General features: G+C 69.4%; 22 protein-coding genes and 2 pseudogenes. 14 read left to right on the plus strand and 10 right to left on the minus strand.

Annotated elements, in window-relative coordinates; all coding sequences use genetic code 11:
* Positions 1-84: 84 nt before the first annotated feature.
* A complete protein-coding gene (otsB, locus tag ACWEN6_RS21475) occupies positions 85-924 on the minus strand; it encodes a trehalose-phosphatase (protein WP_354845351.1) in 840 nt (279 codons plus the stop codon).
* A 22-nt stretch (positions 925-946) separates the two neighbouring features.
* Positions 947-1,192 carry a DUF3263 domain-containing protein gene (locus ACWEN6_RS21480; protein WP_452572191.1) on the minus strand — a complete coding sequence of 82 codons (246 nt, stop codon included), beginning with the start codon at positions 1,190-1,192 and terminating at the stop codon, positions 947-949.
* A gap of 416 nt (positions 1,193-1,608) precedes the next feature.
* Here ACWEN6_RS21480 and ACWEN6_RS21485 point away from each other — a divergent pair, with 416 nt between their 5' ends.
* The 4 genes and pseudogenes from ACWEN6_RS21485 to ACWEN6_RS21500 all read left to right on the plus strand — a co-directional run.
* Positions 1,609-2,421 carry an SAM hydrolase/SAM-dependent halogenase family protein gene (locus tag ACWEN6_RS21485; protein ID WP_452572155.1) on the plus strand — a complete coding sequence of 271 codons (813 nt, stop codon included), beginning with the start codon at positions 1,609-1,611 and terminating at the stop codon, positions 2,419-2,421.
* Between the two features lie 223 nt (positions 2,422-2,644).
* Complete coding sequence (locus ACWEN6_RS21490) at positions 2,645-3,016, plus strand: hypothetical protein (RefSeq protein ID WP_452572157.1); 372 nt, start codon at positions 2,645-2,647, stop codon at positions 3,014-3,016.
* A gap of 376 nt (positions 3,017-3,392) precedes the next feature.
* Positions 3,393-3,479, plus strand: a pseudogene (locus ACWEN6_RS21495) (hypothetical protein); the annotation flags it as partial.
* A gap of 125 nt (positions 3,480-3,604) precedes the next feature.
* A pseudogene (locus ACWEN6_RS21500) lies at positions 3,605-3,838 on the plus strand (IS30 family transposase); the annotation flags it as partial.
* 92 nt (positions 3,839-3,930) lie between these two features.
* Here ACWEN6_RS21500 and ACWEN6_RS21505 read toward each other — a convergent pair.
* The 5 genes from ACWEN6_RS21505 to ACWEN6_RS21525 form a co-directional block, all read right to left on the minus strand.
* On the minus strand, positions 3,931-4,944 hold the full coding sequence (locus ACWEN6_RS21505; protein ID WP_452572159.1) for an ABC transporter ATP-binding protein: 1,014 nt from the start codon (positions 4,942-4,944) through the stop codon (positions 3,931-3,933).
* Positions 4,928-5,965 carry an ABC transporter ATP-binding protein gene (locus tag ACWEN6_RS21510; protein WP_354845336.1) on the minus strand — a complete coding sequence of 346 codons (1,038 nt, stop codon included), beginning with the start codon at positions 5,963-5,965 and terminating at the stop codon, positions 4,928-4,930. The genes ACWEN6_RS21505 and ACWEN6_RS21510 overlap by 17 nt, the downstream gene beginning before the upstream one ends.
* Before the next feature lie 16 nt (positions 5,966-5,981).
* Positions 5,982-6,902, minus strand: coding sequence for an ABC transporter permease (locus ACWEN6_RS21515; RefSeq protein ID WP_354845333.1), 921 nt, complete (start codon positions 6,900-6,902; stop codon positions 5,982-5,984).
* Positions 6,895-7,836: an ABC transporter permease gene (locus tag ACWEN6_RS21520; RefSeq protein ID WP_452572161.1), complete on the minus strand. Its 942-nt coding sequence runs from the start codon at positions 7,834-7,836 to the stop codon at positions 6,895-6,897. Before ACWEN6_RS21520 ends, ACWEN6_RS21515 begins: the two co-directional genes overlap by 8 nt.
* A gap of 112 nt (positions 7,837-7,948) precedes the next feature.
* The gene (locus ACWEN6_RS21525) at positions 7,949-9,589 is read right to left on the minus strand and encodes a peptide ABC transporter substrate-binding protein (protein WP_354845328.1); all 1,641 of its coding nucleotides are present in this window, start codon (positions 9,587-9,589) and stop codon (positions 7,949-7,951) included.
* A 451-nt stretch (positions 9,590-10,040) separates the two neighbouring features.
* Here ACWEN6_RS21525 and ACWEN6_RS21530 point away from each other — a divergent pair, with 451 nt between their 5' ends.
* The 4 genes from ACWEN6_RS21530 to ACWEN6_RS21545 all read left to right on the plus strand — a co-directional run bounded on the left by ACWEN6_RS21530 (position 10,041) and on the right by ACWEN6_RS21545 (position 12,943).
* On the plus strand, positions 10,041-11,000 hold the full coding sequence (locus ACWEN6_RS21530) for an ABC transporter permease (protein ID WP_354845325.1): 960 nt from the start codon (positions 10,041-10,043) through the stop codon (positions 10,998-11,000).
* Positions 11,001-11,022: 22 nt separating this feature from the next.
* On the plus strand, positions 11,023-11,826 hold the full coding sequence (locus ACWEN6_RS21535; protein WP_452572193.1) for an ABC transporter ATP-binding protein: 804 nt from the start codon (positions 11,023-11,025) through the stop codon (positions 11,824-11,826).
* A 164-nt stretch (positions 11,827-11,990) separates the two neighbouring features.
* Positions 11,991-12,524, plus strand: coding sequence for a YbhB/YbcL family Raf kinase inhibitor-like protein (locus ACWEN6_RS21540; protein ID WP_452572163.1), 534 nt, complete (start codon positions 11,991-11,993; stop codon positions 12,522-12,524).
* 233 nt (positions 12,525-12,757) lie between these two features.
* Positions 12,758-12,943 carry a hypothetical protein gene (locus tag ACWEN6_RS21545; protein WP_354845316.1) on the plus strand — a complete coding sequence of 62 codons (186 nt, stop codon included), beginning with the start codon at positions 12,758-12,760 and terminating at the stop codon, positions 12,941-12,943.
* A 301-nt stretch (positions 12,944-13,244) separates the two neighbouring features.
* Here ACWEN6_RS21545 and ACWEN6_RS21550 read toward each other — a convergent pair whose 3' ends face one another.
* The gene (locus ACWEN6_RS21550; RefSeq protein WP_452572165.1) at positions 13,245-14,588 is read right to left on the minus strand and encodes a KamA family radical SAM protein; all 1,344 of its coding nucleotides are present in this window, start codon (positions 14,586-14,588) and stop codon (positions 13,245-13,247) included.
* A 172-nt stretch (positions 14,589-14,760) separates the two neighbouring features.
* Between ACWEN6_RS21550 and ACWEN6_RS21555 the strand changes: the two genes are divergently transcribed.
* The 4 genes from ACWEN6_RS21555 (at position 14,761) to ACWEN6_RS21570 (ending at position 20,877) form a co-directional block, all read left to right on the plus strand.
* Complete coding sequence (locus ACWEN6_RS21555) at positions 14,761-15,375, plus strand: DUF1707 SHOCT-like domain-containing protein (RefSeq protein WP_452572167.1); 615 nt, start codon at positions 14,761-14,763, stop codon at positions 15,373-15,375.
* A gap of 141 nt (positions 15,376-15,516) precedes the next feature.
* Positions 15,517-16,503: a phosphate acyltransferase PlsX gene (gene plsX / locus ACWEN6_RS21560; protein ID WP_380832389.1), complete on the plus strand. Its 987-nt coding sequence runs from the start codon at positions 15,517-15,519 to the stop codon at positions 16,501-16,503.
* A gap of 282 nt (positions 16,504-16,785) precedes the next feature.
* Entirely contained in the window at positions 16,786-18,519 is a 1,734-nt protein-coding gene (gene argS, locus ACWEN6_RS21565) for an arginine--tRNA ligase (RefSeq protein WP_452572169.1), read from the plus strand.
* Between the two features lie 399 nt (positions 18,520-18,918).
* Positions 18,919-20,877 (plus strand): hypothetical protein, encoded by a 1,959-nt coding sequence (locus ACWEN6_RS21570; protein ID WP_452572171.1) that lies wholly within the window; start codon positions 18,919-18,921, stop codon positions 20,875-20,877.
* Positions 20,878-20,942: 65 nt separating this feature from the next.
* On the opposite strand, the gene ACWEN6_RS21575 is transcribed toward ACWEN6_RS21570, so the two are convergent.
* Both ACWEN6_RS21575 and ACWEN6_RS21580 read right to left on the minus strand, forming a co-directional pair.
* A complete protein-coding gene (locus ACWEN6_RS21575; RefSeq protein WP_452572173.1) occupies positions 20,943-21,236 on the minus strand; it encodes a hypothetical protein in 294 nt (97 codons plus the stop codon).
* Entirely contained in the window at positions 21,233-21,613 is a 381-nt protein-coding gene (locus ACWEN6_RS21580) for a cell division protein SepF (protein ID WP_354928598.1), read from the minus strand. Before ACWEN6_RS21580 ends, ACWEN6_RS21575 begins: the two co-directional genes overlap by 4 nt.
* A gap of 165 nt (positions 21,614-21,778) precedes the next feature.
* Here ACWEN6_RS21580 and ACWEN6_RS21585 point away from each other — a divergent pair, with 165 nt between their 5' ends.
* Entirely contained in the window at positions 21,779-22,579 is an 801-nt protein-coding gene (locus ACWEN6_RS21585) for a PhzF family phenazine biosynthesis protein (RefSeq protein WP_452572175.1), read from the plus strand.
* Positions 22,580-23,007: 428 nt separating this feature from the next.
* Complete coding sequence (locus ACWEN6_RS21590) at positions 23,008-23,757, plus strand: alpha/beta fold hydrolase (protein WP_452572177.1); 750 nt, start codon at positions 23,008-23,010, stop codon at positions 23,755-23,757.
* Positions 23,758-24,396 lie beyond the last annotated feature (639 nt).

Here is a 24,396-nt window from a genome sequence, read left to right on the forward strand (position 1 = left end):
CGCGGCCGTCCGGCGCGTCTGGAGGCGGTCGATCGCGCGCTGACACGGTTTTGCGCCGTTCGAGTGCTTCGCCACCTACCGGTCTCAGTGGCGGGTCAGGGCGTCGGAGAGCGCCGACAACAGGGCCGCGACACCCGCCGGGCCCTCCACGACCAGGTCGGCGCGTTCGGCGAGCGCGGTGACCTCGGCGGAGGCGCTGCACACCGTCACGCCGGGCAGGCCCGACAGGCGGACGGCCTCGAACGCGGCCAGGTCGCCGAGATCGTCCCCGGCGAACAGCACCGACCGGGCGCCGCGCTCGGCGAGGAACGCCCCGAGGGCGTGCCCCTTGTCCATCCCGGCGGGCCGCAGCTCGAGCACCAGCCGCCCCGGCTCGACCAGCATGCCGGTCTCGGCGGCGAGCTTGGCCAGCGGGTCGCGCAGCGCCCGCAGGCTGCCCTCGGGGTCGGCGGCCCTGCGGGTGTGGACGGCGATCGCCCTGCCCTTGTCCTCCACGGTGATCCCCGGCTCGCTCCCGTCCCTGACGGGGTGCCCCAGCGAGGCCAGCAGGCCGGGAAGCTCGGCGCGGACGCGATCGGCGCCGGGCGGCGGCGGGGGGGCGCTCAGCGTGCCGTCCTCCCAGCGCTCCAGGCCGTACTGGCCGAGCACCACGAGCCCGGGCACGTCGGCGAGGCCGGGCCCGCCGGGCACCTCGCCGTAGGCGATGGCCGTGGCGGCGGGGCGGCCGGTCACGAGCACCACCGCCCCGACCAGGCCGCCGAGGCGCACCAGCGCGGCGGCGGCGTGCGGGTCGACGCGGGCGTCGGCGGGATCGGGGACGATCGGCGCGAGCGTGCCGTCGAAGTCCAGCCCGATCACGGCGCCCTGGGGATCGGCCTTGATAGCCGCCAATCCGGCGATGTCCGGCAACACATCATGAGTCACGCGTTCAGCACTACCCCCCGGATCACGGGCGCATGCCCAGGCGGCGGGCCGCGCGCTCGCGCTGCCGCGAGGCGCGCAGCCGCCGCAGCCGCTTGACGGTGAGCGGGTCGAACGCCATGGCCTCCGGCCGGTCGACGAGCCGGCCGAGCAGCTGGTAGTAGCGCGTCGCCGAGATGTCGAAGGCGTCGCGGATGGCCTGCTCTTTGGCGCCCGCGTACCGCCACCACTGGCGCTCGAAGGCCAGCAGCTCGCGCTCGCGCTCGGTCAGGCCGCCGGGGGTCTCGGGGGTGGAGGGTTCCTCGGGATCGCTGTCACCACGATCTGGTGCGGTGTCCAAGATGTCCTCCTCGGTCGGGTACACGGGAGACGTGGACGGAGGGCCGGGCAGGGCGAGGGAGATGCGTCGTGCACCCGGTCGAGCGCGACCCTGAGCCACGACGCGCGCGTGCGGCCCGTGGCAATCGTAGTCGGGAATTCGCGGCTGTTCATGACACTTCGGGAGACCCGGACCCGAGCATCGCCGGGGAACGCCGCGCGCGCCCGGCGGCGCCGAGCACCGATGACCGCCATATCGGGGCGAAAGCCCGCCGCCTCGGGCCGCCGTGCACGGAGATCGGCAAGGTTGCCGGCGTCTGCGGATGGGCCCCTATGACACCGCGGTCCAACGACGTACAGTCACCAAGTGTGACCTCTGTCATCACGCTTCTCACTGACTACGGCTTGGAAGACGGGTTCGTGGCCTCCTGCCACGGGGTGATCATGGGAATCGCCCCGCAGGCACGGATCATCGACGTCTGTCACCTGGTCCCGGCCGGGGACATCCGGCGCGGCGCCGCGATCCTCGCCCAGACGCTGCCATATCTGCCCGCCGGTGTGCACGTCGGCGCCGTGGACCCCGCCACCGCGGGCGCCCGCCGCTCGGTCGTCGTCGAGGCGGGGCACCGCGTGTTCATCGGCCCCGACAACGGCCTGCTCTCGTGGGCGCTGATGGCCGCGGGGGGCGCGCGGGTGGCCTACGAGATCTCCAACCGCGACCTGTTCCTCAACAGGTTGTCGCCGGCCTTCCCGGGCAGGGACATCTACGCGCCGGTCGCGGCGCGCCTGTGCACCGGCAGCAAGCCCGCGGACGTCGGCCCCGAGGTCCCGCTCGACCGCCTGCTGTCGCTGCCGGCGCCGACCGCGCGGCTCGGAGAGGGGGCGGCCGACGGCGAGGTCCTCTCGCTCGACCGCAACGGCAACGTGCAACTGTCGGTGACCGCCGACGACCTCGCCTCCATCGGCGTCCACGTCGGGGACACCCTGGCGGTCTCCATGGGCAGGCGGCAGATCACGGTGCCGCTGCGCGACACCTTCGCCGCCGTCCCGCCGGGCAGCCTGGTCGCCTTCACCGACTCGGCGGGGCACATCACCTTCGCCGTGCGCTCCGGCGACGCCGCCGAGCGCCTCGGCCTGCCGCCCGGCGCCCATGTGCGGCTGGCGCGGGCGACCGACGTCTGACCGGCCGCGACAGCGGGCATCCGCGGCTCCCTGCCGGAGATCGGCAATCCTTGCCATCCGCTGACCGTTCATCACTCTTATCCGCATTCGGGCGATGGGTACGGTCACACCGGCGCCCAGAGTAGTCACCCGCACGCGGACAGTTCTTGATCAAAGACCTCTGTCTCCCAGGGGACCTGGACCGGGGCGCCGTGACGGGTTTCCTTCGGGAGGAGCAACAAAAATGATTCGCCGTCTTCTGATCACCACGGCCTGCGCCGCCGTCGCCATCGTCGTGCCGGCCGCCGCGGCCTGCGCCCACAGCCCCGCCTCCGCCGGCATCCACCGGGGAGACGACACCGACACCGACACCGGGACCGGGACCGACGTGGACGCCGCCGACGACACCGCTGACGACACCGACGCGGACACGGGCCTCGGCGTCGGCCTGGGCACCGGGCTGGGCACCGAGTTGGGCACGCCCGTGGTCGCCAACACCAACAGCAACACCAACGCCACCACCAACGTCAGCGCCGCCGCCGACGCGGTCCTCGGCACCTCGAACGCCGCCCCCCGCCCGCCGTCCAAGCCCGCCCTTCCGGCGAAGACCGGTTGAACCCACGCGAGCGGAGCGAGTGACGAAGGAAGGGCACCGTCTCAAAGGCGCCCGGACCCCGCGCGAGCGGAGCGAGCGCCAGAAAACACAGACCTCTCCGCGGACCTCTTGAGTTCTAGGGTTCGTTGCAACATCCCACTTCAGGGGATGCGATGGACTTTGAGATCCGCAAGGTGCGCAAGGCGCAGGGGCCAAAAAGCTCCGGGCCGGGCGGGAGGAATACTTTCGGCTCGTGGCTCAGGGCTATGGCAACAAGGAAGCCTCACGGCTGGTCGGCGTCAACGTGCGGACCGGCCGTGAGTGGCGTAACGGACGATTCACTCCCGGTCGGCTGCGGCCGCCCGCTCGGCCCGAGCGGGCGGCCCGACCCGCCCAGGTGGCTTCCCGTTACCTGCGTGAGGACGAGCGCATCCATATCGCTGACCGGCTGCGGGAGAAGGCCTCCATCCGAGCCATCGCCGCCGAGCCGGGCCGCAGTCCCTCCACGGTGAGCCGGGAGATCGCCCGTAACCGCACCGGCGGAACCCGGGGCCAGTGGCACTACCGGCCCCATGCGGCCCAGGCACGTGCCGACGCCCGGCGTCCACCGCCGCCGACCTACCGGTCAACTTCTGCGACCCGCACTCACCCTGGCAGCGCGGCAGCAACGAGAACACCAACGGCCTGCTGCGCCAATACTTCCCCAAGGGAACCGACCTGTCCGTGCACAGCAGCGGCCACCTCGCCGCCGTCGCTGCCCGATTGAACGGCCGGCCACGCAAAACGCTCGGCTGGGAAACTCCAGCCGAGCGTCTCACCAAGCTCCTGGCACTAGCCAGTTGATCAACCAGTGTTGCGACGACCCCTTGACTTCACCCCTGCCGTGGAGGGGTCTCTCGTGGGCCGTGCGGCCCGGGCGTACCGGGTGTGCCGGGTCAGGAGGCGTGGATGACGTCGTACGCCTCGGCGAAGTGGCAGGCGCTGAGGTGCCCGCCGGCGCGGATCTCCAGCAGCGGCTCCTGCTCGGCGCAGATGTCCTGCGCCTTCCAGCAGCGGGTGCGGAAGCGGCAGCCCGAGGGCGGGTCCGCGGGCGACGGCGGGTCGCCCTGCAGGATGATGCGCTCGCGCGTCTCGCGGCCCTCGGGGTCGGGGACCGGCACGGCCGACAGCAGCGCCTGCGTGTACGGGTGAGCGGGCCGCTCGTAGATCTGCTCGTCCTTTCCCAGCTCGACGATCTTGCCCAGGTACATCACCGCGACGCGGTCGGAGATGTGCCGGACGACCGACAGGTCGTGGGCGATGAAGATGTAGGCGAGGTTGAACTCGTCCTGCAGCCGCTCCAGCAGGTTCATCACCTGCGCCTGGATCGACACGTCCAGCGCCGAGACCGGCTCGTCGCAGATGATGATCTCCGGCTGCAGCGCCAGGCCGCGGGCGATGCCGATGCGCTGCCGCTGGCCGCCGGAGAACTGGTGCGGGTACCGGTTGATGTGCTCGGGGTTGAGGCCGACGACCTCGAGCAGTTCCTGCACCTTCCTGCGGCGGTCGCCGCGGGGCGCCACCTCGGAGTGGATCTCGAACGGCTCCCCGATGATGTCGCCGACCGTCATGCGGGGGTTCAGCGAGGTGTAGGGGTCCTGCATGACCATCTGGATGTTGCGGCGCATCCGCTTGAGGTCTCCCCCGTGCGCCCGGGCCATGTCGGTGCCGTTGATCTTCACCTCCCCCGACGTGGGCCGCTCCAGCGCCATGAGCAGCTTGGCGAGGGTGGACTTCCCGCAGCCCGACTCGCCCACGACGCCGAGCGTCTCGCCGCGGTGCAGGTCGAAGGAGACCCCGTCCACCGCCTTGATGGCGCCGATCTGGCGCTTGAGAACGATGCCCTGGGTCAGCGGGAAGTGCTTGACCAGGTCACGAACCTCGAGGATCCGCTCACCCGAGGGTGCCATCGAGGACCTCCCGGTAGTAGTGGCAGGCGCTCCCGCGCGTCCCGCTGATCTCGTACAGCGGAGGCACGTCGGTCACGCAGTTGTCGCGACGGTAGGGGCAGCGGGGGTGGAAGGCACAGCCCGATGGCATGTTGAGCAGGTTGGGCGGCAGCCCCTTGATGGCGTAGAGCTCCTGGCCCTTCATGTCGACCCGGGGGATCGAGTCGAGCAGGCCCTTGGAGTAGGGGTGCGCGGGGCTCTTGTACAGGTCGTGGACCGGGGCGTGCTCGACGATACGCCCGGCGTACATGACGGCGATCTTGTCGGCCACGTCCGCCACCACGCCGAGGTCGTGCGTGATGAGGATCAGGCCCATGTTGCTCTCGCGCTGAAGCTCGGCGAGCAGCTCCATGATCTGCGCCTGGACCGTCACGTCGAGCGCGGTCGTCGGCTCGTCGGCGATCAGGACTTCCGGGTCCAGCGCGATCGACATCGCGATCATGATGCGCTGGCGCATGCCGCCGGAGAACTGGTGCGGGTAGTCGTTGACGCGCTGCTTGGCCGCGGGGATGCGCACGCGGTCCATCAGCTCGACGGCCTTGTTCATGCCGTCGCGCTTGGACATGCCGCGGTGGACGCGGAACATCTCACTGATCTGCCAGCCCACGGTGAACACCGGGTTCAGCGCGGAAAGAGCGTCCTGGAAGATCATCGCGATGCGCTGGCCGCGGATCTGGCTGCGGGCCTGGTCGGAGAGCTTCAGCATGTCGGTGCCGCGGAAGCGGACCTCGCCCTTGGGGATGCGGGCCGGCGGCATGTCCAAGATGCCCATGATGGCCTGGGCGGTCACCGACTTGCCCGAGCCCGACTCGCCGAGCACGGCGAGGGACTCCCCGGCGTTCACCGTGTAGCTCACGCCGTTCACGGCCCGCACCACGCCCTGCCGCGTGGCGAACTCCACGTGCAGGTTGTCCACCACGAGCAGGGGCTCGTGCGCGGGTCCGGTTTCCTGGGGGTGGGTGTCGATCGACGGGTTATTCACCTTCGGTTGCCCTCTCCTACCGCAGCTTCGGGTCTAGCGCGTCTCGGACCGCGTCACCCAGCATGACGACGCTGAGGATGGTCAGGCTGAGGAACAGCGCCGGGAAGATCAGCGGGAGCGGCGCCTCCAGGAAGCGGTTGCGCGCGTCCGCGATCATCAGGCCCCAGGAGATCTGCGGCGACTGGATGCCCACGCCGAGGAAGGACAGGGCCGCCTCGGCGGCGATGAACGCGCCGAGGTTGATCGTGGAGACCACGATGACCGGCGCGACGGCGTTCGGCAGAATGTGCCGCAGCATGATCCGCCCGGGTCCGGCGCCGAGCGCGCGGGCCGCCATCACGTAGTCCTGGTGCTTGGCCGTGATGACCGCCGCGCGCATGATGCGCAAAATCATCGGCCAGGCGAGCAGGGACAGGGCGAGCACGACGCTGCCGATGCCGGCGTTGTCGCGCCCGATGACCGCGAGGATCAGCAGGGCGCCGAGGATGGAGGGGATCGCGAAGAAGATCTCGGCGATGCGGGAGAGCAGGATGTCGACCCAGCGGCCGTAGAAGCCGCCGATCAGGCCCAGGGCGCCGCCGATCAGGGCGGTGACGATGGCGCTGACGAACCCGACGATGATCGAGACCCGGGCGCCCCAGATGACGCGGGAGTACACGTCGCAGCCGAGGTTGTCGGTGCCGAACCAGTGCTCGGGGGTGATTCCCTTGCGCGCCTGCGCCAGGGAGCAGGTCTTCGCGTCGACCCCGACGGTGTCGAACAGCCCCGGGAAGGCCGAGATGGCGACGAGCAGCACCAGCATGGCGGCGCCGATGAGGAACACCGGGTTGCGCCGCAGGTCGTACCACGCGTCCGACCACAGGCTGGCGGGCTTGCTCTCCTTGGCCGGCTCGGCGGGTTGCGACGGAGCCAGCGAAGGAAGGGTGTCGTTACTCATAGCGGATCCTGGGGTCGAGGACGGCGTACAGCAGGTCGACGACGAGGTTGGCCACGATGTAGATCAGGACCAGGACCGTCACGATGCCCACCACGACGGAGTTCTCCTGCAGGTACACCGACTGGAAGAGCTGCTGGCCGATGCCGGGCAGGTTGAAGATCGTCTCAGTGATCACCGCGCCGCCCATGAGCGTTCCGAGGTCCGCGCCCAGGTAGGTGACCAGAGGGATCAGCGAGTTCCGCAGGGCGTGCCGTGCGAGCACTCTTCGCCTGGGCATGCCCTTGGCGATGGCCGTGCGCACGTAGTCGGCGCGCAGAGTCTCCATCAGGCTCGTCCGTGTCAGGCGGGTGAGGTAGGCGATGGAGATCATCGCCAGCACGAACCCGGGCACCATGTAACTTCGCAGCCCGTCCTGGATGCCGGCCACCGGGAAGAAGTCGACGCCGGTGCTCTGCTTCAGCTTCACGCCGAGCACGAGCTGCAGGACGAAGCCGCTGACCAGCGTGGGGACCGACACCATCAGCAGGGTGACGGCCAGGATGGCCTTGTCCGCCCACCTGCCGCGGCGCAGCGCCGCCCACAGGCCGAGGCCGACGCCGATGACCGCCTCGAAGATCAGGGCGGTGACGGACAGCTGGAGGGTGACCTGGAACTTGCCCTCGAAGATGGTCGAGACCGGCAGCCCTCGGAAGGTGGTGCCGAAGTTCCCGCTCAGAATGTCGCGGATGTAGTAGCCATACCGCACGATGAGGGGGTCGTTGAGGTGAAATTGCTCCCGGAGTGCCGCCGCGAACACCGGGTCAACGCGTTTTTCGCCCGCCAGCGCCTGAAGGGGATCACCCGGAAGCGCGTAGACGATGGCGAAGATGAGGAATGTGGTGCCCAACAGCACAGGGATCGCCTGGAGAAGGCGCCTGATGACGTAGCGGCCCATCTAGTCTCCCGATCATTACAAAGGGCAGCCCGCCGCAACCAACAGAGCTGCCCTCGTGGGTGTCGCCCACTCCGGGTGGTTCAGGGTACCCAACCACCCGGAGTGGTTGACGTCAGGCCTTCTCGACGTTGAACAGGTCGATCCGCTCGAACGGGTCGATCTTGACGTTCTTCACGTGCTGCGAGTATGCGCCGTTCGTCTGGTAGAAGTACACAGGGATGTACGGGAGCTCCTTGAGCACCAGGTCATCGGCCTGCTGGTAGAACTTGACGCCCTCGTCGAGGGTCTTGGCCGCGTCGCCCTGGGTCACCAGGTCGTCGAACTCCTTGCTCTTGTAGCCCGAGTAGTTCGAGCTGCCGCCCGAGCCGAACTGCGGACGCAGGTAGTTCTCCGGGGACGGGTAGTCCATGATCCACGCCATGCGGAAGGCGCCCGGCCACTTCTTGTTGCCCAGGTCCTCGAGGATCGTGGCGAACTTCTCGACCGGCTTCGGCGTGACCTCGGCGCCGAGGTTGGTGCGCAGGTTGTTGGCGACGGCCTCGATCCACTCCTTGTGGCCGCCGTCACCGTTGTAGCCGATCTCGATGGTGCCGGCCTTCGGCCCGCCGGCCTGCTCGAACAGGGCCTTGGCCTTGGCGGGGTCGTAGGTGCAGGCCTCGCCGCAGGCGCCCTGGCGGTAGCCGGAGACGACCGGGCTGATGAAGTCGTCGGCCGGGACGCGGGTGCCGGAGAAGACCGTCTCGGTGATCGTCTTGCGGTCGATCGCCATGGAGATGGCCTTGCGGATGTCGGCGTTCTTGGCGTAGTCGCCGCCGCTCTTGATCGGGAAGCCGATGTAGCCGATGCCCGACGACGGCTGCTCGATGTAGCGGTCGCCGAACTCCTGCTTGGCGGTGGAGATGGCCTCCGGCGGCAGCTGGTCCATGATGTCCAGGTTGCCGGCGCGCAGGTCGTTGAACGCGGTGCTCAGGTCGGTGTAGATCTTGAAGTCGACCGCGTCGATCTTGGCCTTGCCCTCCTTGAAGTTGTCGTCGCGGACCAGGGAGATGGTCTGGTCCGTGCCGCGCTTCCAGGGCTTGGAGATCTTGAAGGGGCCGTTGCCGATCGGGTTGCCGCCGAAGTCGGCCTTGAGCTTGCCTTCGCCCTCGAACGCCGCCTTGGGGAGGGGGTAGAACGCCGTGTAGCCCAGCATCGTCGGGAAACCGGAGAAGGGGTTCTTCAGCTCGACGGTGAAGGTCTTGTCGTCGACGACCTTCAGGCCCTTCAGGGCGGTGGCGGTGGGGGTCTTGCCCTCGCCCGGGTTCAGCTCGTCATAGCCGACGATGCTGCCGAAGAAGTAGTTGCCCTCCTGGGCGTTGGCGCCGTTGGCGGTGAAGTTCCAGGAGTCGACGAAGTTCTGGGCGGTGACGGGCTCACCGTTGTGCCACTTGTACCCGTCCTTGAGCTTGATCGTCCACGTGGTGGAGTCCGGCGACTCGATGGACTCGGCGACGCGGTTGTACGGCTTCTTGTCCGCGTCGTAGTCGACGAGGCCGACGAAGAGTGCGTTCAGCACTTCGGCGCCGCTGGTCTCGGTGGTGTTGCCCGGGATGAGGTCGTGCTGCGGTTCAGCGATCTCGACCCTGACCGCGCCTGCGTTGCCTGCGGCGCTGGAGCTGGTACCGGTGCTGCCGCCGCTGCCGCCGCACGCCGCAACCGCGAGCGCCAGCAGTGCGGTCCCGGCGACGATCTGTGCGCCCTTGGTCACACGCATCGTGGATTAATCCTCCCTCTAAGGTGGGCGTTAGGACTGAGCCGCTCATGTCGGGCACGCCTCCCAGGGGATCGATCCCTGGAGTTCGCGGACACGGTCAAATCAGTTGACGCCCTGCCAGACGACCGCGAGCATTCCTCACTACTTCTCACCAGCGAGTCTCTGGCGCATTGCAGTTCGGTCACACGTGCCCCTGACGGACGTCACACGCATACCAACTAGGCTGTCAATAATGCCCTGATACGGCATAAAGCAGTCACCAAGGTACACAGGCCGGGATGTGATCGCACATCCAGGCCGGGTGGCCGCTTTCGGCCATCTCAGGTACCGAGCTGCGATGACACGGCCCCACGGCCATGATCGGCGCCGCCTCGGCGGACGGCTTCCGCTCAAGAGCGATCAAGTGGGACCGTAGGCATCTCATTCACCGGTATCCAATAGAGTCCATCCCATGAGTCAGCCGGAATCCGCTGTAGCGGACTCCCGGGCGGGCGACCGGGCGGGCGGCACCTCTCCCAACGGGAAGGAATCGCTGTCCGCGCTCGCCGAGCGCCACGGGTTGCGACGCGCCATCGCGCGTCCCAGTCTGCCCGTCTACCTGCGCCAACTGTGGGACAGGCGGCACTTCGTCCTCACGTACGCCACGTCGCGTAACGTCTCGAAGTATTCCGACTCGGCGCTGGGCCAGCTTTGGCAGGTGCTGACGCCGCTGCTGAACGCCGCCGTCTACTTCCTCATGTTCGGCGTGATCCTGGGGCAGAAGAAGGACCTCACGAACTACACCGCCTTCCTCATCACCGGCGTGTTCGTCTACTCCTACACCCAGCGGTCGATCACCGGCGGCGCCAAGTCCATCTCGGGGAACCTCTCGCTCATCCGGGCGCTGCACTTCCCCCGCGCCGCGCTCCCTCTGGCCTACACGATCCAGGAGTTCCAGCAGCTCGCCATCTCGATGGGCGTGCTGTTCGTCATCGTGCTCGTCACGGGCGAGCCACTCACCTGGGCCTGGCTGCTGATCCCCTTCGCTCTGCTGCTGCAGACGATCTTCAATGTCGGGATAAGCCTGCTCCTCGCACGCGTCGGAGCATTCGTCCGCGACATGAACCAGTTGCTCCCGTTCATCCTGCGCACCTGGCTGTACACCTCGGGCGTGTTCTACAGCATCCCGGCCAAGATGAAGGGCAGCCCCGAGTGGGCGCGCTTCCTGCTGGAGTTCAACCCTCCTTCGGTCTTCATCGACCTGATGCGCCACCTGCTGCTGCGCAGCTACGGCCATGACCTGCAGGTGCACCAGTTCCCGCACAGCACCCTGCCCCAACTGTGGCTATACGCTGGCTTCTGGGCCGCGGTCGCACTGATCGGCGGCTTCTGGTACTTCTGGCGGGCCGAGGAGAGGTATGGCCGTGGCTGAGCTGACCAAGGAGCCGTCCCAGATGGCCCACCCCCAGGACGAGGCGCCCCAGCCCGCCCCCGCGAGCGCGCCGGAGCGCGAGCCCGGCACGCCCACCGTCGTCGTCGACGACCTGCACATCGTCTACCGCGTGTACGGCGCGGCGAGCGACGCCGAGAAGGGCAACGCCGCCAACGCCCTCATGCGGCTCATCCGCCGCCAGGGCCGGCCGCAGATGAAGGAGGTCCACGCCGTCAAGGGCGTGTCCTTCGTCGCCCGGCACGGTGACGCCATCGGCATCATCGGCCGCAACGGATCGGGTAAGTCCACGCTGCTGCGGGCCATCGCCGGCCTGCTGCCGCCGCACAAGGGCTCGGTCTACACCAACGGCCAGCCGTCGCTGCTCGGCGTCAACGCCGCGCTGATGAAAGAGCTCACCGGCGAGCGCAACATCGTGCTCGGCTGCTATGCGATGGGCATGACGCCCGCGCAGGTCAAGGAGAGGTACAACGAGATCGTCGAGTTCTCCGGCATCGGCGAGTTCGTCCAGTTCCCCATGTCGACCTACTCCTCCGGCATGGGCGCGCGGCTGCGCTTCGCCATCGCCTCGGCCAAGAGCCACAACGTCCTGCTCATCGACGAGGCGCTCGCCACCGGCGACCGCGACTTCAAGCGCAAGAGCCAAGAGCGCATCCACCAGATGCGCGAAGAGGCCGGCACGGTCTTCCTCGTCGCCCACAACCTCGACGTGATCGAGGAGACCTGCAACCGCGTCATCTGGCTGCACAAGGGCAAGATCAAGATGGACGGCGACCCCGCGACGGTGCTCGCCGCCTACAACTCCTGACCGGCCGGCCGGTCGATCCCGCGTGAAGGCGCCCTCACGGCCTCGTGAGGGCGCCTTCACGGCTTTCCGGTCTTCCCGCAGGCGTGGCGCCCGCCGATCGTCTGAGGGCCGTCTCAGAGGGCAAGATGGGGAGGTCCGGAACGTCCTTCCTTCGGAGGTCCATCGTGGCCAACCAGCCACCGATCCCCTATGACTTCTTGCCCGAGGTCCCCGCGCTGACCGTCGAGAGCGACGACGTGCGCGACGGCGAGCGCCTGTCCGACGACCACGTGTTCGACGACTGGGGCATGTCAGGGCAGAACATCTCGCCGCACCTGCGCTGGTCGGGCGCGCCCGAGGGCACCAAGAGCTTCGCCGTCACCTGCTACGACCCCGACGCGCCCACGACCAGCGGCTTCTGGCACTGGCTGCTGTTCGACATCCCCGCGAGCGTCACCGAGCTGCCGGCGGGCGCGGGCGGCGGGGAGAACAAGGGCCTTCCCGAGGGCGCCGTCCACGGTCGCAACGACTACGGCCTGCGCGAGTACGGCGGCGCCGCCCCGCCGCCCGGCGCCCCGCACCGCTACCTGTTCGCCGTGCACGCCCTGGGCGTGGACAAGCTCGGAGTCGGCGAGGACGCCTCGCCGGCCGTCGTGGGCTTCACCATCGTGGCCAACACGCTGGCGCGCGGCTACATCGCTCCAATCTACGAGACCTGACGGCTCCACGGGGTCCGACGGCTCTGGGAGACCTGACGGCTCCACGGGGTCCGACGGCTCTGGGAGACCTGACGGCTCCACGGGGTCCGGCGGCGCCGGAGTGGCCCCGCGCGCGTACCGGTACGGACGCGGCTAGACCGTACAGAAGTCCGGACACGCCCGGTGAATCTGCTGACACCCCGCACGCGATTCCACTATGATTCGAACGAAGATTCGAGCCGAGGGAAACCGTGATGGAGTGGGGGTGCGGGGTGCGAGAGCTGGCGAACGCGATCGATAACCTGTCCGCCGAAGACCCGTCGGACATTCCGCGGGGCCTGCTCGCCGAGCAGCTCATCGAGCTGCACTGGCAGATGGCCCGACTTCAGGCCCAGATCGCCCGCCGCACGTACGTGCGCGCTCCGGCGTCCGACGCCTGATATTCGCATATCCGCCGGTCCGCCGCCTGGCGGCCGACAACCGAGACCGATCCGCCCGCCGAACCCAGCGCTTCCCCATATGTCCGAATATCCGATCCGGTCGAACGAGATCCGACAGATCCTGTCGAGCGAGATCCGTTCGGCGGAGGCCCACCCGAGGCTTCTGTTCGAAAGGCCGCTGTTCGAGAACGCCTCCTGTCGCGAAGACGTCGGTTCGTAGACGTCCGCCGGTAGACCGCGAGCGGCCGGCGCCCCACCCGGGGCGCCGGCCGTTCCGCGTCACGCGCGTCCGCGGGGACGGTCAGCGCGGCGACGGCTCCTCAAGGGCCGGGCGGACGCCGGCCGCCGGCGCCGTCTCGAACGGGAACCGGTCGGCGAAGGCGGGGCGCAGGTCGCTCAGCCACACCGCCTCGGGGTCGTAGTGCGCGAAGAACGGCCGCCCGGCGAGCGCCGGGTCACGGGCCTGGATGAGGTGGAGGACGAAGACGCGCGTGCCGGCGACCTCCGCGACGCCGTCGACGCAGACCTTTCCGGGCGTCGCGGACATGGACGGCCCCCGCACCGTGCGGCACAGGCCGGACACCTGCGTGTAGGCGTCCCGGAAGATCTCGTACCCGCGCGCCAGCGGCACCGCGAAGTAGTCCTGCGGGCCGGTGTCGCGCTCGACGAACATGTAGTAGGGCACCATGCCCAGCGCGTGCTGCCTGCGCCACATCTCGGCCCAGATGCCCGGGTCGTCGTTCACGGTGCGGATGAGCGGCGCCTGCGTGCGGATCACCGCGCCGGCGTCCCTGATCGCCCGCACGGCCGTCTGCACGAGCGGCGACTCCATCTCGCGCGGGTGGGAGAAGTGCGCCATGAACGCCAGGTTCTTGCCCGACTCGGCCACCGAGGAGAACAGGCGCAGCGTGTCGGCCGCGTCCGGGTCGGTCACGAAGCGGCCCGGCCAGTACGCCAGTGACTTGGTGCCGACGCGGATGGACTCCAGCTGCTCGAGCCCCAGCAGCGGCTCGACGTACCGCCTCAGCACGGCGGCACTCATGATCATCGGATCGCCGCCCGTGAACAGGACGCTGGTGATCTCCGGGTGCTCGCGAACGTGGCGGACCAGCGCCTGGGCGTCGTCGGAGGCCATCTTCAGGTCAGGCTCGCCGACGAACTGGGCCCAGCGGAAACAGTAGGTGCAGTACGCGTGGCAGGTCTGCCCCTGCTTGGGGAAGAACAGCACGGTCTCGGGATATTTGTGCTGCATGCCGGCCACCGGTTCGCCGCCGACCCGGGGCATGTTGAGCTCCATCTGCCCGGCCGGGTGCGGGTTCATCCGCATGCGGACGGCGCGGACGGTCGCCTGGAGCTCGTCCCGGGGAGCCTCCGACCGCAGCAGTGCGGCGATGCGCGACACCTCGTCGGAGGGCAGCATGTCCTCCTGGGGGAAGACCAGCCGGTAGATCGGGTCGTCGGGGATGTCCGACCAGTCGATCAGCTCGTCGACGACATAGGGGTTGACCCGGAAGGGCAACACGGTCGCCACCGCGCGAACGCGCAGCCGGGTCTCGGCGTTGAGGTGGCCACGTTTGAGCAGATCGTCCAGATGTTTTGCCGTGTAGGCCTTGAACCCGCGTGTACCGGTCTGTGTCAGGGTCACTCGAGATTTTCCTCTCTTTGGGGATCTCCGGTAAACCTGATGCGCCTGTTGAGCGTCTTACGCTTTCCTGTACGGACGCGCCAACGTGTCGGCCTGGTTCCGTCCGACCGAAAAGCCTCGGTAAAACCTTCCGGATATCGCGACATATCTTGAGTTGGGTTACGCTGGCCGAGTGAGCTCCCTTACGCCTTTCGAGTCAGGCGACACCGCACAGCGCGCATCGGACGCCGACCGCGACCGCGTCGCCGCGATCCTCGGTGAGGGACTGGCCACCGGCCGCCTCACCAGCGTCGAACACGCCGACCGGCTGGAGGCCGCCTACACGGCCGTCACCGTCGGCGACCTGGTCCCCCTCACCCGCGACCTGCCGTCCGCGCTCAGCTCGTCCTCCTCGGGCTTCAGCGCCGAGCAGCAGGAGGTCGCCGCCGTCTTCAGCAAGGTCATCCGGAGCGGCCGATGGGTCGCCGGGCGGCACACCACGCTCCGCTCGACCTTCGGAGCACTGATCATCGACCTCACCGACGCCGTCCTCCCCGGGCGCGAGGTCACCCTCGAACTCAACTCCTTCTGCGGCAAGCTGATCGTCCGGGTCCCCGCCAACGCCCGGGTCATCGACGAGGGCAGCGCCGTGTTCTCCAAGCGCCACGTCTCCGGCGGCGCCTCCGACGGCGGCAACGGCGGCGATCCCGACGCTCCGCTCATCCGCGTGACCGGCCGCGCCATGTTCGGCAAGGTCGTCGTCTCGCGCGGCGCCGCCGCCCCGCACTGGCCCTGGCGCGACAGCTGACCGGCGGAGGCCTCCAGCGTCGGCGCGACGACCGGTGGGCGGTGGCCGACCACCCCGCGTGGCCACCTACGATGCGGGACACACACTCATTCCGCGCGAGGTGACCGCTTGGACGGCATTGCGCCGATAGCCCTTGACGCCATGGGAGGCGACAACGCCCCCGGCGAGATCGTGGCCGGGGCCGTGCGGGCCGTACGCGAACACGGCGTGCCCGTCGTCCTGGTCGGCGCGCCGCGGCCGATCGCCGAGACCCTCGCCGAGCACGACGCCGTCGGCGAGATCCCCATCGTGCGGGCCGAGGAGGCCCTCACCATGGACGAGGGCGCCCTGGCGAGCCTGCGCCGGCCCCGGTCCAGCATCGCCCTCGCCTGCCATCTGGTCCGGCGCGGCGACGCCTCGGCGGTCGTGTCCGCCGGCTCGACGGCGGGCGTGGTGGCCACCGGGAAGCTGCGGCTGCGGGCGCAGCAGGGAGTGCTGCGCCCGGCGATCGCCGTCCCGCTGCCGACCCGCCCCCATCCCACGGTGCTCCTGGACGCCGGAGCCACCGCCGACGCCAAGCCCGAGATCCTCGTGCAGTTCGCCCACCTCGGCGTCGCGTACGCCGAGACCGCGCTGGGCCTGACCTCACCGCGCGTCGGGCTGCTCACGATCGGCGGCGAGCCGGGGAAGGGCAACAAGCTCACCAAACGCGCCCACGAGCTGCTCACCGCCGTCCCCGGCATGAATTTCACCGGGAACGTGGAGGGCCACGACCTGCTGGGCGGCGAGGTGGACGTCATCGTGACCGACGGCTTCACCGGCAACGTGGCGCTCAAGACGATGGAGGGCGCGGTCCGGTACGCCTTCAGCGAGCTGCGCGAGACCCTCGAAGGCGGCCGGATCTCCCGCCTGGCCGCGGCCCTCCAGCGCGGCCGGCTCCGCGACCTGCGCAAACGGCTGGACCCCGAGGCGTACGGAGGCGCGGTGCTGCTCGGACTCAACGGCACCGTGGTGATCGCCCACGGCTCCTCGACGGCCAAGGGCATCGCCGCGGCCTGCGTCCTCGCCGCCACGCTCGCCCGCCAGGGCACCGTCCCCCGCGTCGGCGACCGCATCGCCACCACCCAACGCTCCCACCGCCGCTGGTGACCTCTCCCCGCGAGGGAGAGCCGTTCGCCGGGGGCCGGTCGTCCACAGGTGTGGTCGGTCCACAGGGGCGGGCCGTCCGCAGGAGGGGTTTTCCGGAGATCGGAGAACCAGCCGCGGGGCGGATCCTTAAGAAACGGGGGATCCGCAGGGGAAGTCCGCACAGTGGATCACCAACGGAAGGGGAAGCACCAGGGACCATCCACAGACCGGGACTCGTCCGACTCGTCCACAAGGCCGGATATCCATTCTCGGCGACGGATGATCAGCGGATATCCTGGAGACATGACCGACCCGCAGCTCGTGCTCACCGAAAGGGTCCAGCGGGCGCTGGGCGCCGCCTTCGGCCCGGAGTACGCAGGCGCCGACCCGCTGATCCGGCCCTCCCAGTTCGCCGACTACCAGGCGAACGTGGCACTGAGCCTGGCCAAGCGGCTGCGACGCGCGCCGCGGGAGGTCGCCCAGGCCATCGCCGACGCCCTGGACGCCGGCGACGTCTTCTCCACCGTCGAGGTCAGCGGCCCCGGCTTCCTCAACATCACGCTCAACGACGAGTGGGTCGCCGCCCAGGCCCTGCACACCCTGGAAGACCCGCGCAACGGGGTGGGGCTGAGCACGCCGCCGGCGACCGTCATCGTCGACTACTCCGCGCCGAACGCCGCCAAAGAGATGCACGTTGGCCACCTGCGCACCACCATCGTGGGCGACTCCCTCGTGCGCATGTTCGAGCACCTCGGCGACCATGTCGTCCGGCAGAACCACCTGGGTGACTGGGGCACGCAGTTCGGCCTGCTCATCGAGCACCTGCTCGACATCGGCGAGCCCAATGCCATCGCCCAGTTGCAGGCCGGCGAGACCAACGAGTACTACCAGGCGGCCCGGGCCAAGTTCGACTCCGACCCCGCGTTCAAAGAGCGCTCGCGGCGGCGGGTGGCCACCCTGCAGGGCGGCGACCCCGAGACCATGCGGCTGTGGCACCTGTTCATGGACGCCACGATCCGCTACTTCAACAAGGTCTACGACACGCTGGGCGTCACCCTCACCGACGACGACATCGCCGGCGAGAGCATGTACAACCCGATGCTCGCCGAGATCTGCGCCGATCTCGAGGCGTCCGGGGTGGCCGTGATGAGCGAGGGCGCCCTCTGCGTCTTCCCGCCGGGTTTCACGGGCAGCGACGACAAGCCGCTGCCCTTGATCATCCGTAAGAGCGACGGCGGGTACGGCTACGCGACGACCGACATGGCCGCCGTCCGCTACCGCGTCCGCGACCTCAAGACCGACCGCATCCTGTACGTGGTGGGCGCCGACCAGTCGCTGCACTTCCAGATGGTCTTCGCCGCCGCCCGCATGGCCGGCTACCTGACCGACGACGTCTCCGCCGAGCACATCCAGATCGGCATGATGCTGGGCGCCGACGGCCGCCGGTTCCGCACCCGCAGCGGCGAGTCGGTCAAGCTCACCGACCTCCTCGACGAGGCGGTCGAGCGGGCCTCCGCCGCCATCGCCGAGCGGGGGTACGACGAGGCGACCCGCGCCGAGATCGCGCGGGCCGTCGGCATCGGCGCGGTCAAGTACGCCGACCTGTCGGTCAGCCACGACAGCGAGTACATCTTCGACTTCGACCGCATGCTGTCCTTCACCGGCAACACCGGTCCGTACATGCAGTACGCCACGGCGCGCATCCGGTCGATCTTCCGCAAGGGCGGCGTCGACCCCGCCACCGTCGCCGGGCCCATCGTCCTCGGCGAGCCGGCGGAGCGTGAGCTCGCGCTCCAGCTCCTCGGCTTCGGCTCGGTGATCGAGAACGCCGCCGCCCTGGCCGAGCCGCACCGGGTCTGCGCCTACCTCTTCGAGACCGCGAGCGCCTTCACCGGCTTCTACGAGAAGTGCCCGGTCCTGCGCGACGACGTCCCCCCCGCCACCCGCGCCTCCCGCCTGGCCCTGTGCGCCCTCACCCTCCGCGTCCTGGAGACCGGCCTGACCCTCCTAGGCGTGCCGATCCCCGAGCGCATGTAACCGCCACCCCTCTCCCCCGCCCATCGACGTGGGCCCCGGACGACTCCTCCGGCCCGTGCGACTCCTGCGGCCCCTGCGACTCCCGGCCCGTGCGACTCCTAAGACCCGTGCGACTCCTAAGACCCGTGCGATTCGTACGGGCCGTGCGACTTGTACGGGCCGACGCCCAGGCCGGCTGTCGGCGGGCCGACGCCCAGGTCGGCGCGGCCGGAGGACAATGTGCCGGCGGGCCGCCGGGCATCGACCGACATGGGGGGATCAAGTTCCTCACGTGTGTCGGCGTGCCGCCAGGCATGGCTGGGCTGGAAGAACTAACCTGGGCGCGGTCATGGGAGTGCCCGCCGAACCCTCGCCTCCGGGGGCCTTCCTCACGCCTTCGGGGAGTTGCCCGCTTTGAGCATGGATCTGACCGCGAACCCCGACCTCCCTCGGGCCGCGGACGCTGAGCACCCACAGCAGCACAACGGAGAACCCCAAGGGTCGATCACCGAGCCACCCGACCACGACGGCGACCTCTCCGAGGCACCCGACCACCGTGTCGACCTCTCCGAGACACACCACCACGGCGGCGACCTCTCCGGGCCGCAGCACCACGGCGGCGACCCCAGTCGGCCGCACCACCACGACGGCGAGCTCTCAGAGTCGCAGCACCACGGCGGCGACCTCTCCGAGTTGCAGCACCACGGCGGCGACCTCTCCGAGTTGCAACGGTACGCCGAGGCGCTGATCACCCAGCTCGCCGCCGACGGCACGGCGCCTCCCGCGCCTCCCAGCGTCCTGGACGTCCGCGGTCACTGGCTGGCCCCCGCCATCGAGGCGCTTCTCCTGATCCTGTCCGGTGAGGACGCGCTGGACCCCCTCACCCGGGCCGCTCAGCTCGATCAGGCCAACACCGCCCTGTTCCTGTGCCTGTCCCTCGCCGTCAGCGGCCACGGCGACCGCATCCATGCCTCATGGCTGGGCACCGCCTTCGGCGAACTGTCGACCGACCGCCCTGTCGAACCCGGCCAGCGGGCCCTGTGGATGGCCGCCGCGCGCGGCGCCTACGGACCGGCTGGAAAGATCTTCGTCCTCCGCAAGCTGGACGCCGCCGCCGTGCCCTCCACGGCCGAGCCCGACCGCTGGCTGACCGCACTGGTCCCGGGCGACCCGCCTCCGGCGGCCACCGCCCCCTCATCCACCCCAGCCGGCACGGGATCACCGCCGAACGGCGCCGCCGCGCCTACGCCCACCCATGCGGCACCCGCTCCGAACGGCACCCCATCCCCTCAGAGCAGCGCGGCATCCCCGTCGAGCGATGCCGCACCACCTCCGAGCACCGCGACATCGCTTTCGACCGACGCCGCTTCGCCCCCGGTCTCTCCCGCATCCCCTCCAAGCGGCACCACATCCCCGTCGAGCGATACCGCATCGGCTCCGACCAGTACCGCATCGGCTCCAACCGGTAGCGCATCGGCTTCGCCCGCGGGGTCCTCGGCGGCGTCAACGCCATCGCAGGCCGCGGCGGCTTCGCCGGAGGCCGTGGCACAGGCTCTGGCGGAGTCACCGGCGCTCTCGGCCCTTCCCGCGCTGGCCGAGGTCTCAGAGCTGACGCGGCCTGTCCAGGCCGCGGCGCGGCTGGCCAGGCTGCTCGAACGGTGCGCGGAGATCACCGCGACACGCCCGGCGGCCACTCCCCGGCCAGACCGCCCCGGCCCCTGGCCGGACACCGAGCCGGTGACCGTCCTGCGAGCGCTCATCGGATCCGAGGATCCGGGTCCGCTCGGTTCGCTGACGAGTCACCTTCTGGAAGACGTACGGTCGGGCTCCGACCCGCACCTCGCGGCGATCGCCTTCCACGTCGCCGCGCCCGTCGTACGAGCCGCCGCCGAAGACCTGGCTCAGGCGACCCGCGTGACGCCGCCCGACGAGATCATCGTGCCGATCCAGGGGCATGACGTCATCCTCAGGCCCGAGGGCGCCGACGAGGCCACCCTCGCCGCCGCCGAAGCGAAGATCAGAGCCGAAGGAGCGGCACGCCTGTCGGGACGCTGGCTGGTGTACGCGCCCGCCCTGCTGCCCATCGTGGCGGTCGTGCTCGCCTTCACCGTCTCCGAGCTGTTCGCCGTAGCCGGGCTCCTTCTCGGAGGGGTGGCCGGCTACATCCTGTGGCGCCGGAGCGTCCGGGAACAGGCCGAGGCACGTCGCGTCGAAACCGAGATCACCCAACTGCGCGAGCAGGCCGAGGCGGCCATGTGGGCGCTCCACGACTACGCCCGAGAGGCCGGCGAACGGGCCGACAAGGCGGCCGAGAACCTCACCGCCCTCAGCCGCCTCCTCCGCAGAGGCCCAGCGGTCGCCACCGACCACCGCCCCTAGAGTCGCTGATGGTCATTGCCCCTGAGGGTCGCTGATGGTCACGCGGACATAGGACGCACCGGCGGTCAAACAGCCGATGTCGGCCCGGAGGTCGCCTGCTCGGAGGTCGCCAGAAGGTCGCCATGGCCGATGGCCACCAAGTGATCGTCACACTCGATGACGGCCAGGTCGTCGCCATGATCAGCGGCGGCCACGCGACCGCCACAATGTGAGGCGGCGATCGAATGGCCGCCACGGCCGGTGAGGGCCAGGGAGTCGTCACCCTCGATGACAGCGAAGTGGTCGCCATGACCGGCGGCGTGCCAGTGATCATCACACCCGACGACGGTCAGGTGGTCGTCATGGCCGCTGCCGGTCACGTCGTGCTGATCTCAACGTCGGCGGGGGCCAGGAGGAACACCTTGTCGGCGATGCGCTCGATGCGCCCCTCACAGCCGTATGTCAGGCCGGCGGCGAAGTCGACCATCCGCGTCGCCTCGGCCATGGACATCCCGGCGACGTCCATGATCACCGCCTGCCCCTCCCTGAAGTGCTGCCCCACGAGAAGCGCGTCGGAGTACTTCCGCGGACGGATCATGACAATCCGCGCGGGGTCCCCACCCGACCCCCAGCGCCTGGCGGCCCGTTCCGACGCGGGCATCCACTCATCCTCGTACTCGTCATAGTCGTAGGGCTCGTCGTACTGATCCCCATCGCCCATGCCAAGGTAGCTCACCACCCTGCGCACTGCCCCCATCGGCTGTCCTTTCCGCGAGAACCGGCCACATTCGCCGTGCCCCGACACAAATGACCGTAACCGACGTGCCGCCTGGGGCGGCGCGACACGCCCATGTGCTTTTGATTTTGCCCGGCTTTCGCTCCCGTATCGACCGGTTATCTGGGGGTGGATAGGGTCGAGAGCATGCGTATCTTCACCGTCGATTCGTTCACCGATCAGCCGTTCAAGGGTAACCCGGCGGCCGTCTGCCTGCTGGACTCTGGGAGATCCGACGAGTGGATGCAGGCCCTGGCCAGCGAGATGCGACACTCCGAGACGGCCTTCGTCCTCGGGCAGGGCGACGGCCGGCCCCTCTCTCTGCGATGGTTCACCCCTACCGTCGAGGTGGCATTGTGCGGCCATGCCACCCTGGCGGCCGCACATGTCCTGTATTCGACAGGGGCGGCGTCAGGACCGCTCGAGTTTTCCACGAGAAGCGGAATCCTGACCACCAAACTTCTTGATCACGGTCGTATTTCGATGGATTTCCCGGCTTACATGCCCACCGAGATCTCCACTCCGGACGGCCTGGTGGAGGCGCTCGGAGTGCCGGTCGTCTGGGTCGGTACGGGTCCCTTCGACATCCTCGCCGTGGTGGAGTCCGAGCAGGTCGTACGCAGTTTGACCCCCGACATCGACGCGCTCGCGACTCTGAACGCGCGGGCCGTCTGTGTCACCGCCAGAGCGATGGACGCCTCAGGCGGCGTCGACTACGTTTCCCGGTTCTTCGCCCCCGCAGCCGGCGTCCCGGAGGACCCGGTAACCGGTTCGGCGCACTGCATGCTCGGCCCGTACTGGTCGGGAAAAATCGGCGAAAAGTCACTTGTAGGCGCACAACTATCGCAACGTGGCGGCATCGTCCACACCACCCTTCGCGACGACGACCACCTCGAACTCAGCGGCAGCGCCATCACCATCTGGTCCGGCACCCTCGACATCCCCTAGCCGTCCTCACCGTCCCGCCGGCCCCCCGCCGAGCTCCTCCATGCCACCACGGGACTGCGAACCGAACAGACCAAGCCGTCACCGGATGTTCACCGGGACCAGCGGGCCACCTATGTCCATGGTGACCGCCTGCCGACTCCGGCACCCCCCGCTAGCGCCGACCGACTCGGTGACACTGATCGACTCGTCACACCGGTCGATGCAGTGACACTGGGCGATCCCTCGAGCGATCCAGTGACACCGGCCGACCGCTGGCACCCGCGGGATCGATGACGCAGCCACGATCGAGGACACAGCGGGACTCATGAGATGGGCCGGCCTGGTCAGTTCAGCCGGCCCGGTGACACCGCCGAGAATGTCGGCCTCGTCCCCTAACCTCAGCCACGAACGGCGATCGCGGTCCACCCGTCGATCTTCCTGGGAGCCAGATGGCAGCTCGTCATCTGGATCAGGATGTGAGCACCGGAAGGTGGCAGATGGCAACATTCGTCTTGATCCACGGCGCTGGCGATGTCGGCTGGTACTGGCACCTGGTGGAAGCCGAACTGCATGCGCGAGGCCATGACGCCATCTCGCCGGATCTTCCATGCGACGACGACTCGGCCGGCCTGCCCGAGTACGCCGATGCCGTGGTCGGCGCGATCGGTGACCGGACCGATCTGATCATCGTCGCGCAGTCGTTCGGCGGCTTCACGGCCCCGCTCGTCTGCGACCGCGTGCCGGCGCGGCTGCTCGTCCTGGTCGCGCCCATGATCCCCGCGCCGGCGGAGGCGCCCGCCGGTTACTCGGCCCGCACGAGATACGAGGAGGAGGCGCGGGACCACTACGACGATGCCATCGCCCTGTTCTACCAGGATGTTCCGCCGGAACTCGCCGCTGAGGCGCTGAAGCGGGCGCGCGCCCAGTCCGAGGTTCGGATGGGGGAACCTTCGCCACTGCGAGCCTGGCCCGATGTCCCCACACGCGTTTTGATCTGTCGTGACGACCGCATGTTCCCGGCTGCTTTTCTTCGCCGCGTCGCCCAGGAGCGCCTGGGAATCATCCCCGACGAGATCGATGGTGGGCACACCCCCGCGCTGAGCCGCCCGCACGAACTTGCGGACCGCCTCGAGGCGTACGCCGCCGAGCAAGGCCTGTTCGCTCACCCCTCACTGGCGGCGCAGCCTCACTCCCCGTGAGTTCGGGATCGGCGCCGATCCTCGCCACGTCGGCCGGCAGCAGGAGGCCGAGTGGCGGAGTGTCCCCCCAACAGGAGCCCGGCAGGCATCAGCGACCATGAACCGCCGGGGGGAGTAGGTACCAGCTCCACTACCGCCCCGTCTGATGGACGACCGGGGGTGGGCAGCAACCCTTGGCCCACCCATTCGTATGCCGGGTGGGTGCTATTCGGCTTCACCCGTGGGCCGGCTTTCCTGGCCCTGGTCCAGGTCGGCCTTGGGGGTGGGTGTGCGGGGGCGGAGCGTCTGGTGGTGGGGCGCTGTACGAGGGGGCCTGCAGCGCCGACCATCGTCCGGCCGTCCCCGCCCGCCTACTACCGCCGTATCTGACGGACTGACGACCGGGGTGGGCAGCGACCCTCAGACCACCCACCCGTATGCCGGGCGGGCCCATTCGCTTGCCTGCGGGCCGGAACGGATGGGCCGGTTCTCCTGGCCCTGAGTCCTGAGTCCTGGGTCCTGGGTTCTGGGTCTTGGGCGGCCCGCGGGATGGGGATGCCGAGGCGGGCGCGAGGTGTCCGTAACAGCCGGCCGGGGGTCGGTGGCGGAATCACCCCTGAAATGCAGGTAGGCCATCCACACCGTGGATGGCCTACCTTG

The organism is Sphaerisporangium sp. NPDC004334, assembly GCF_053602655.1.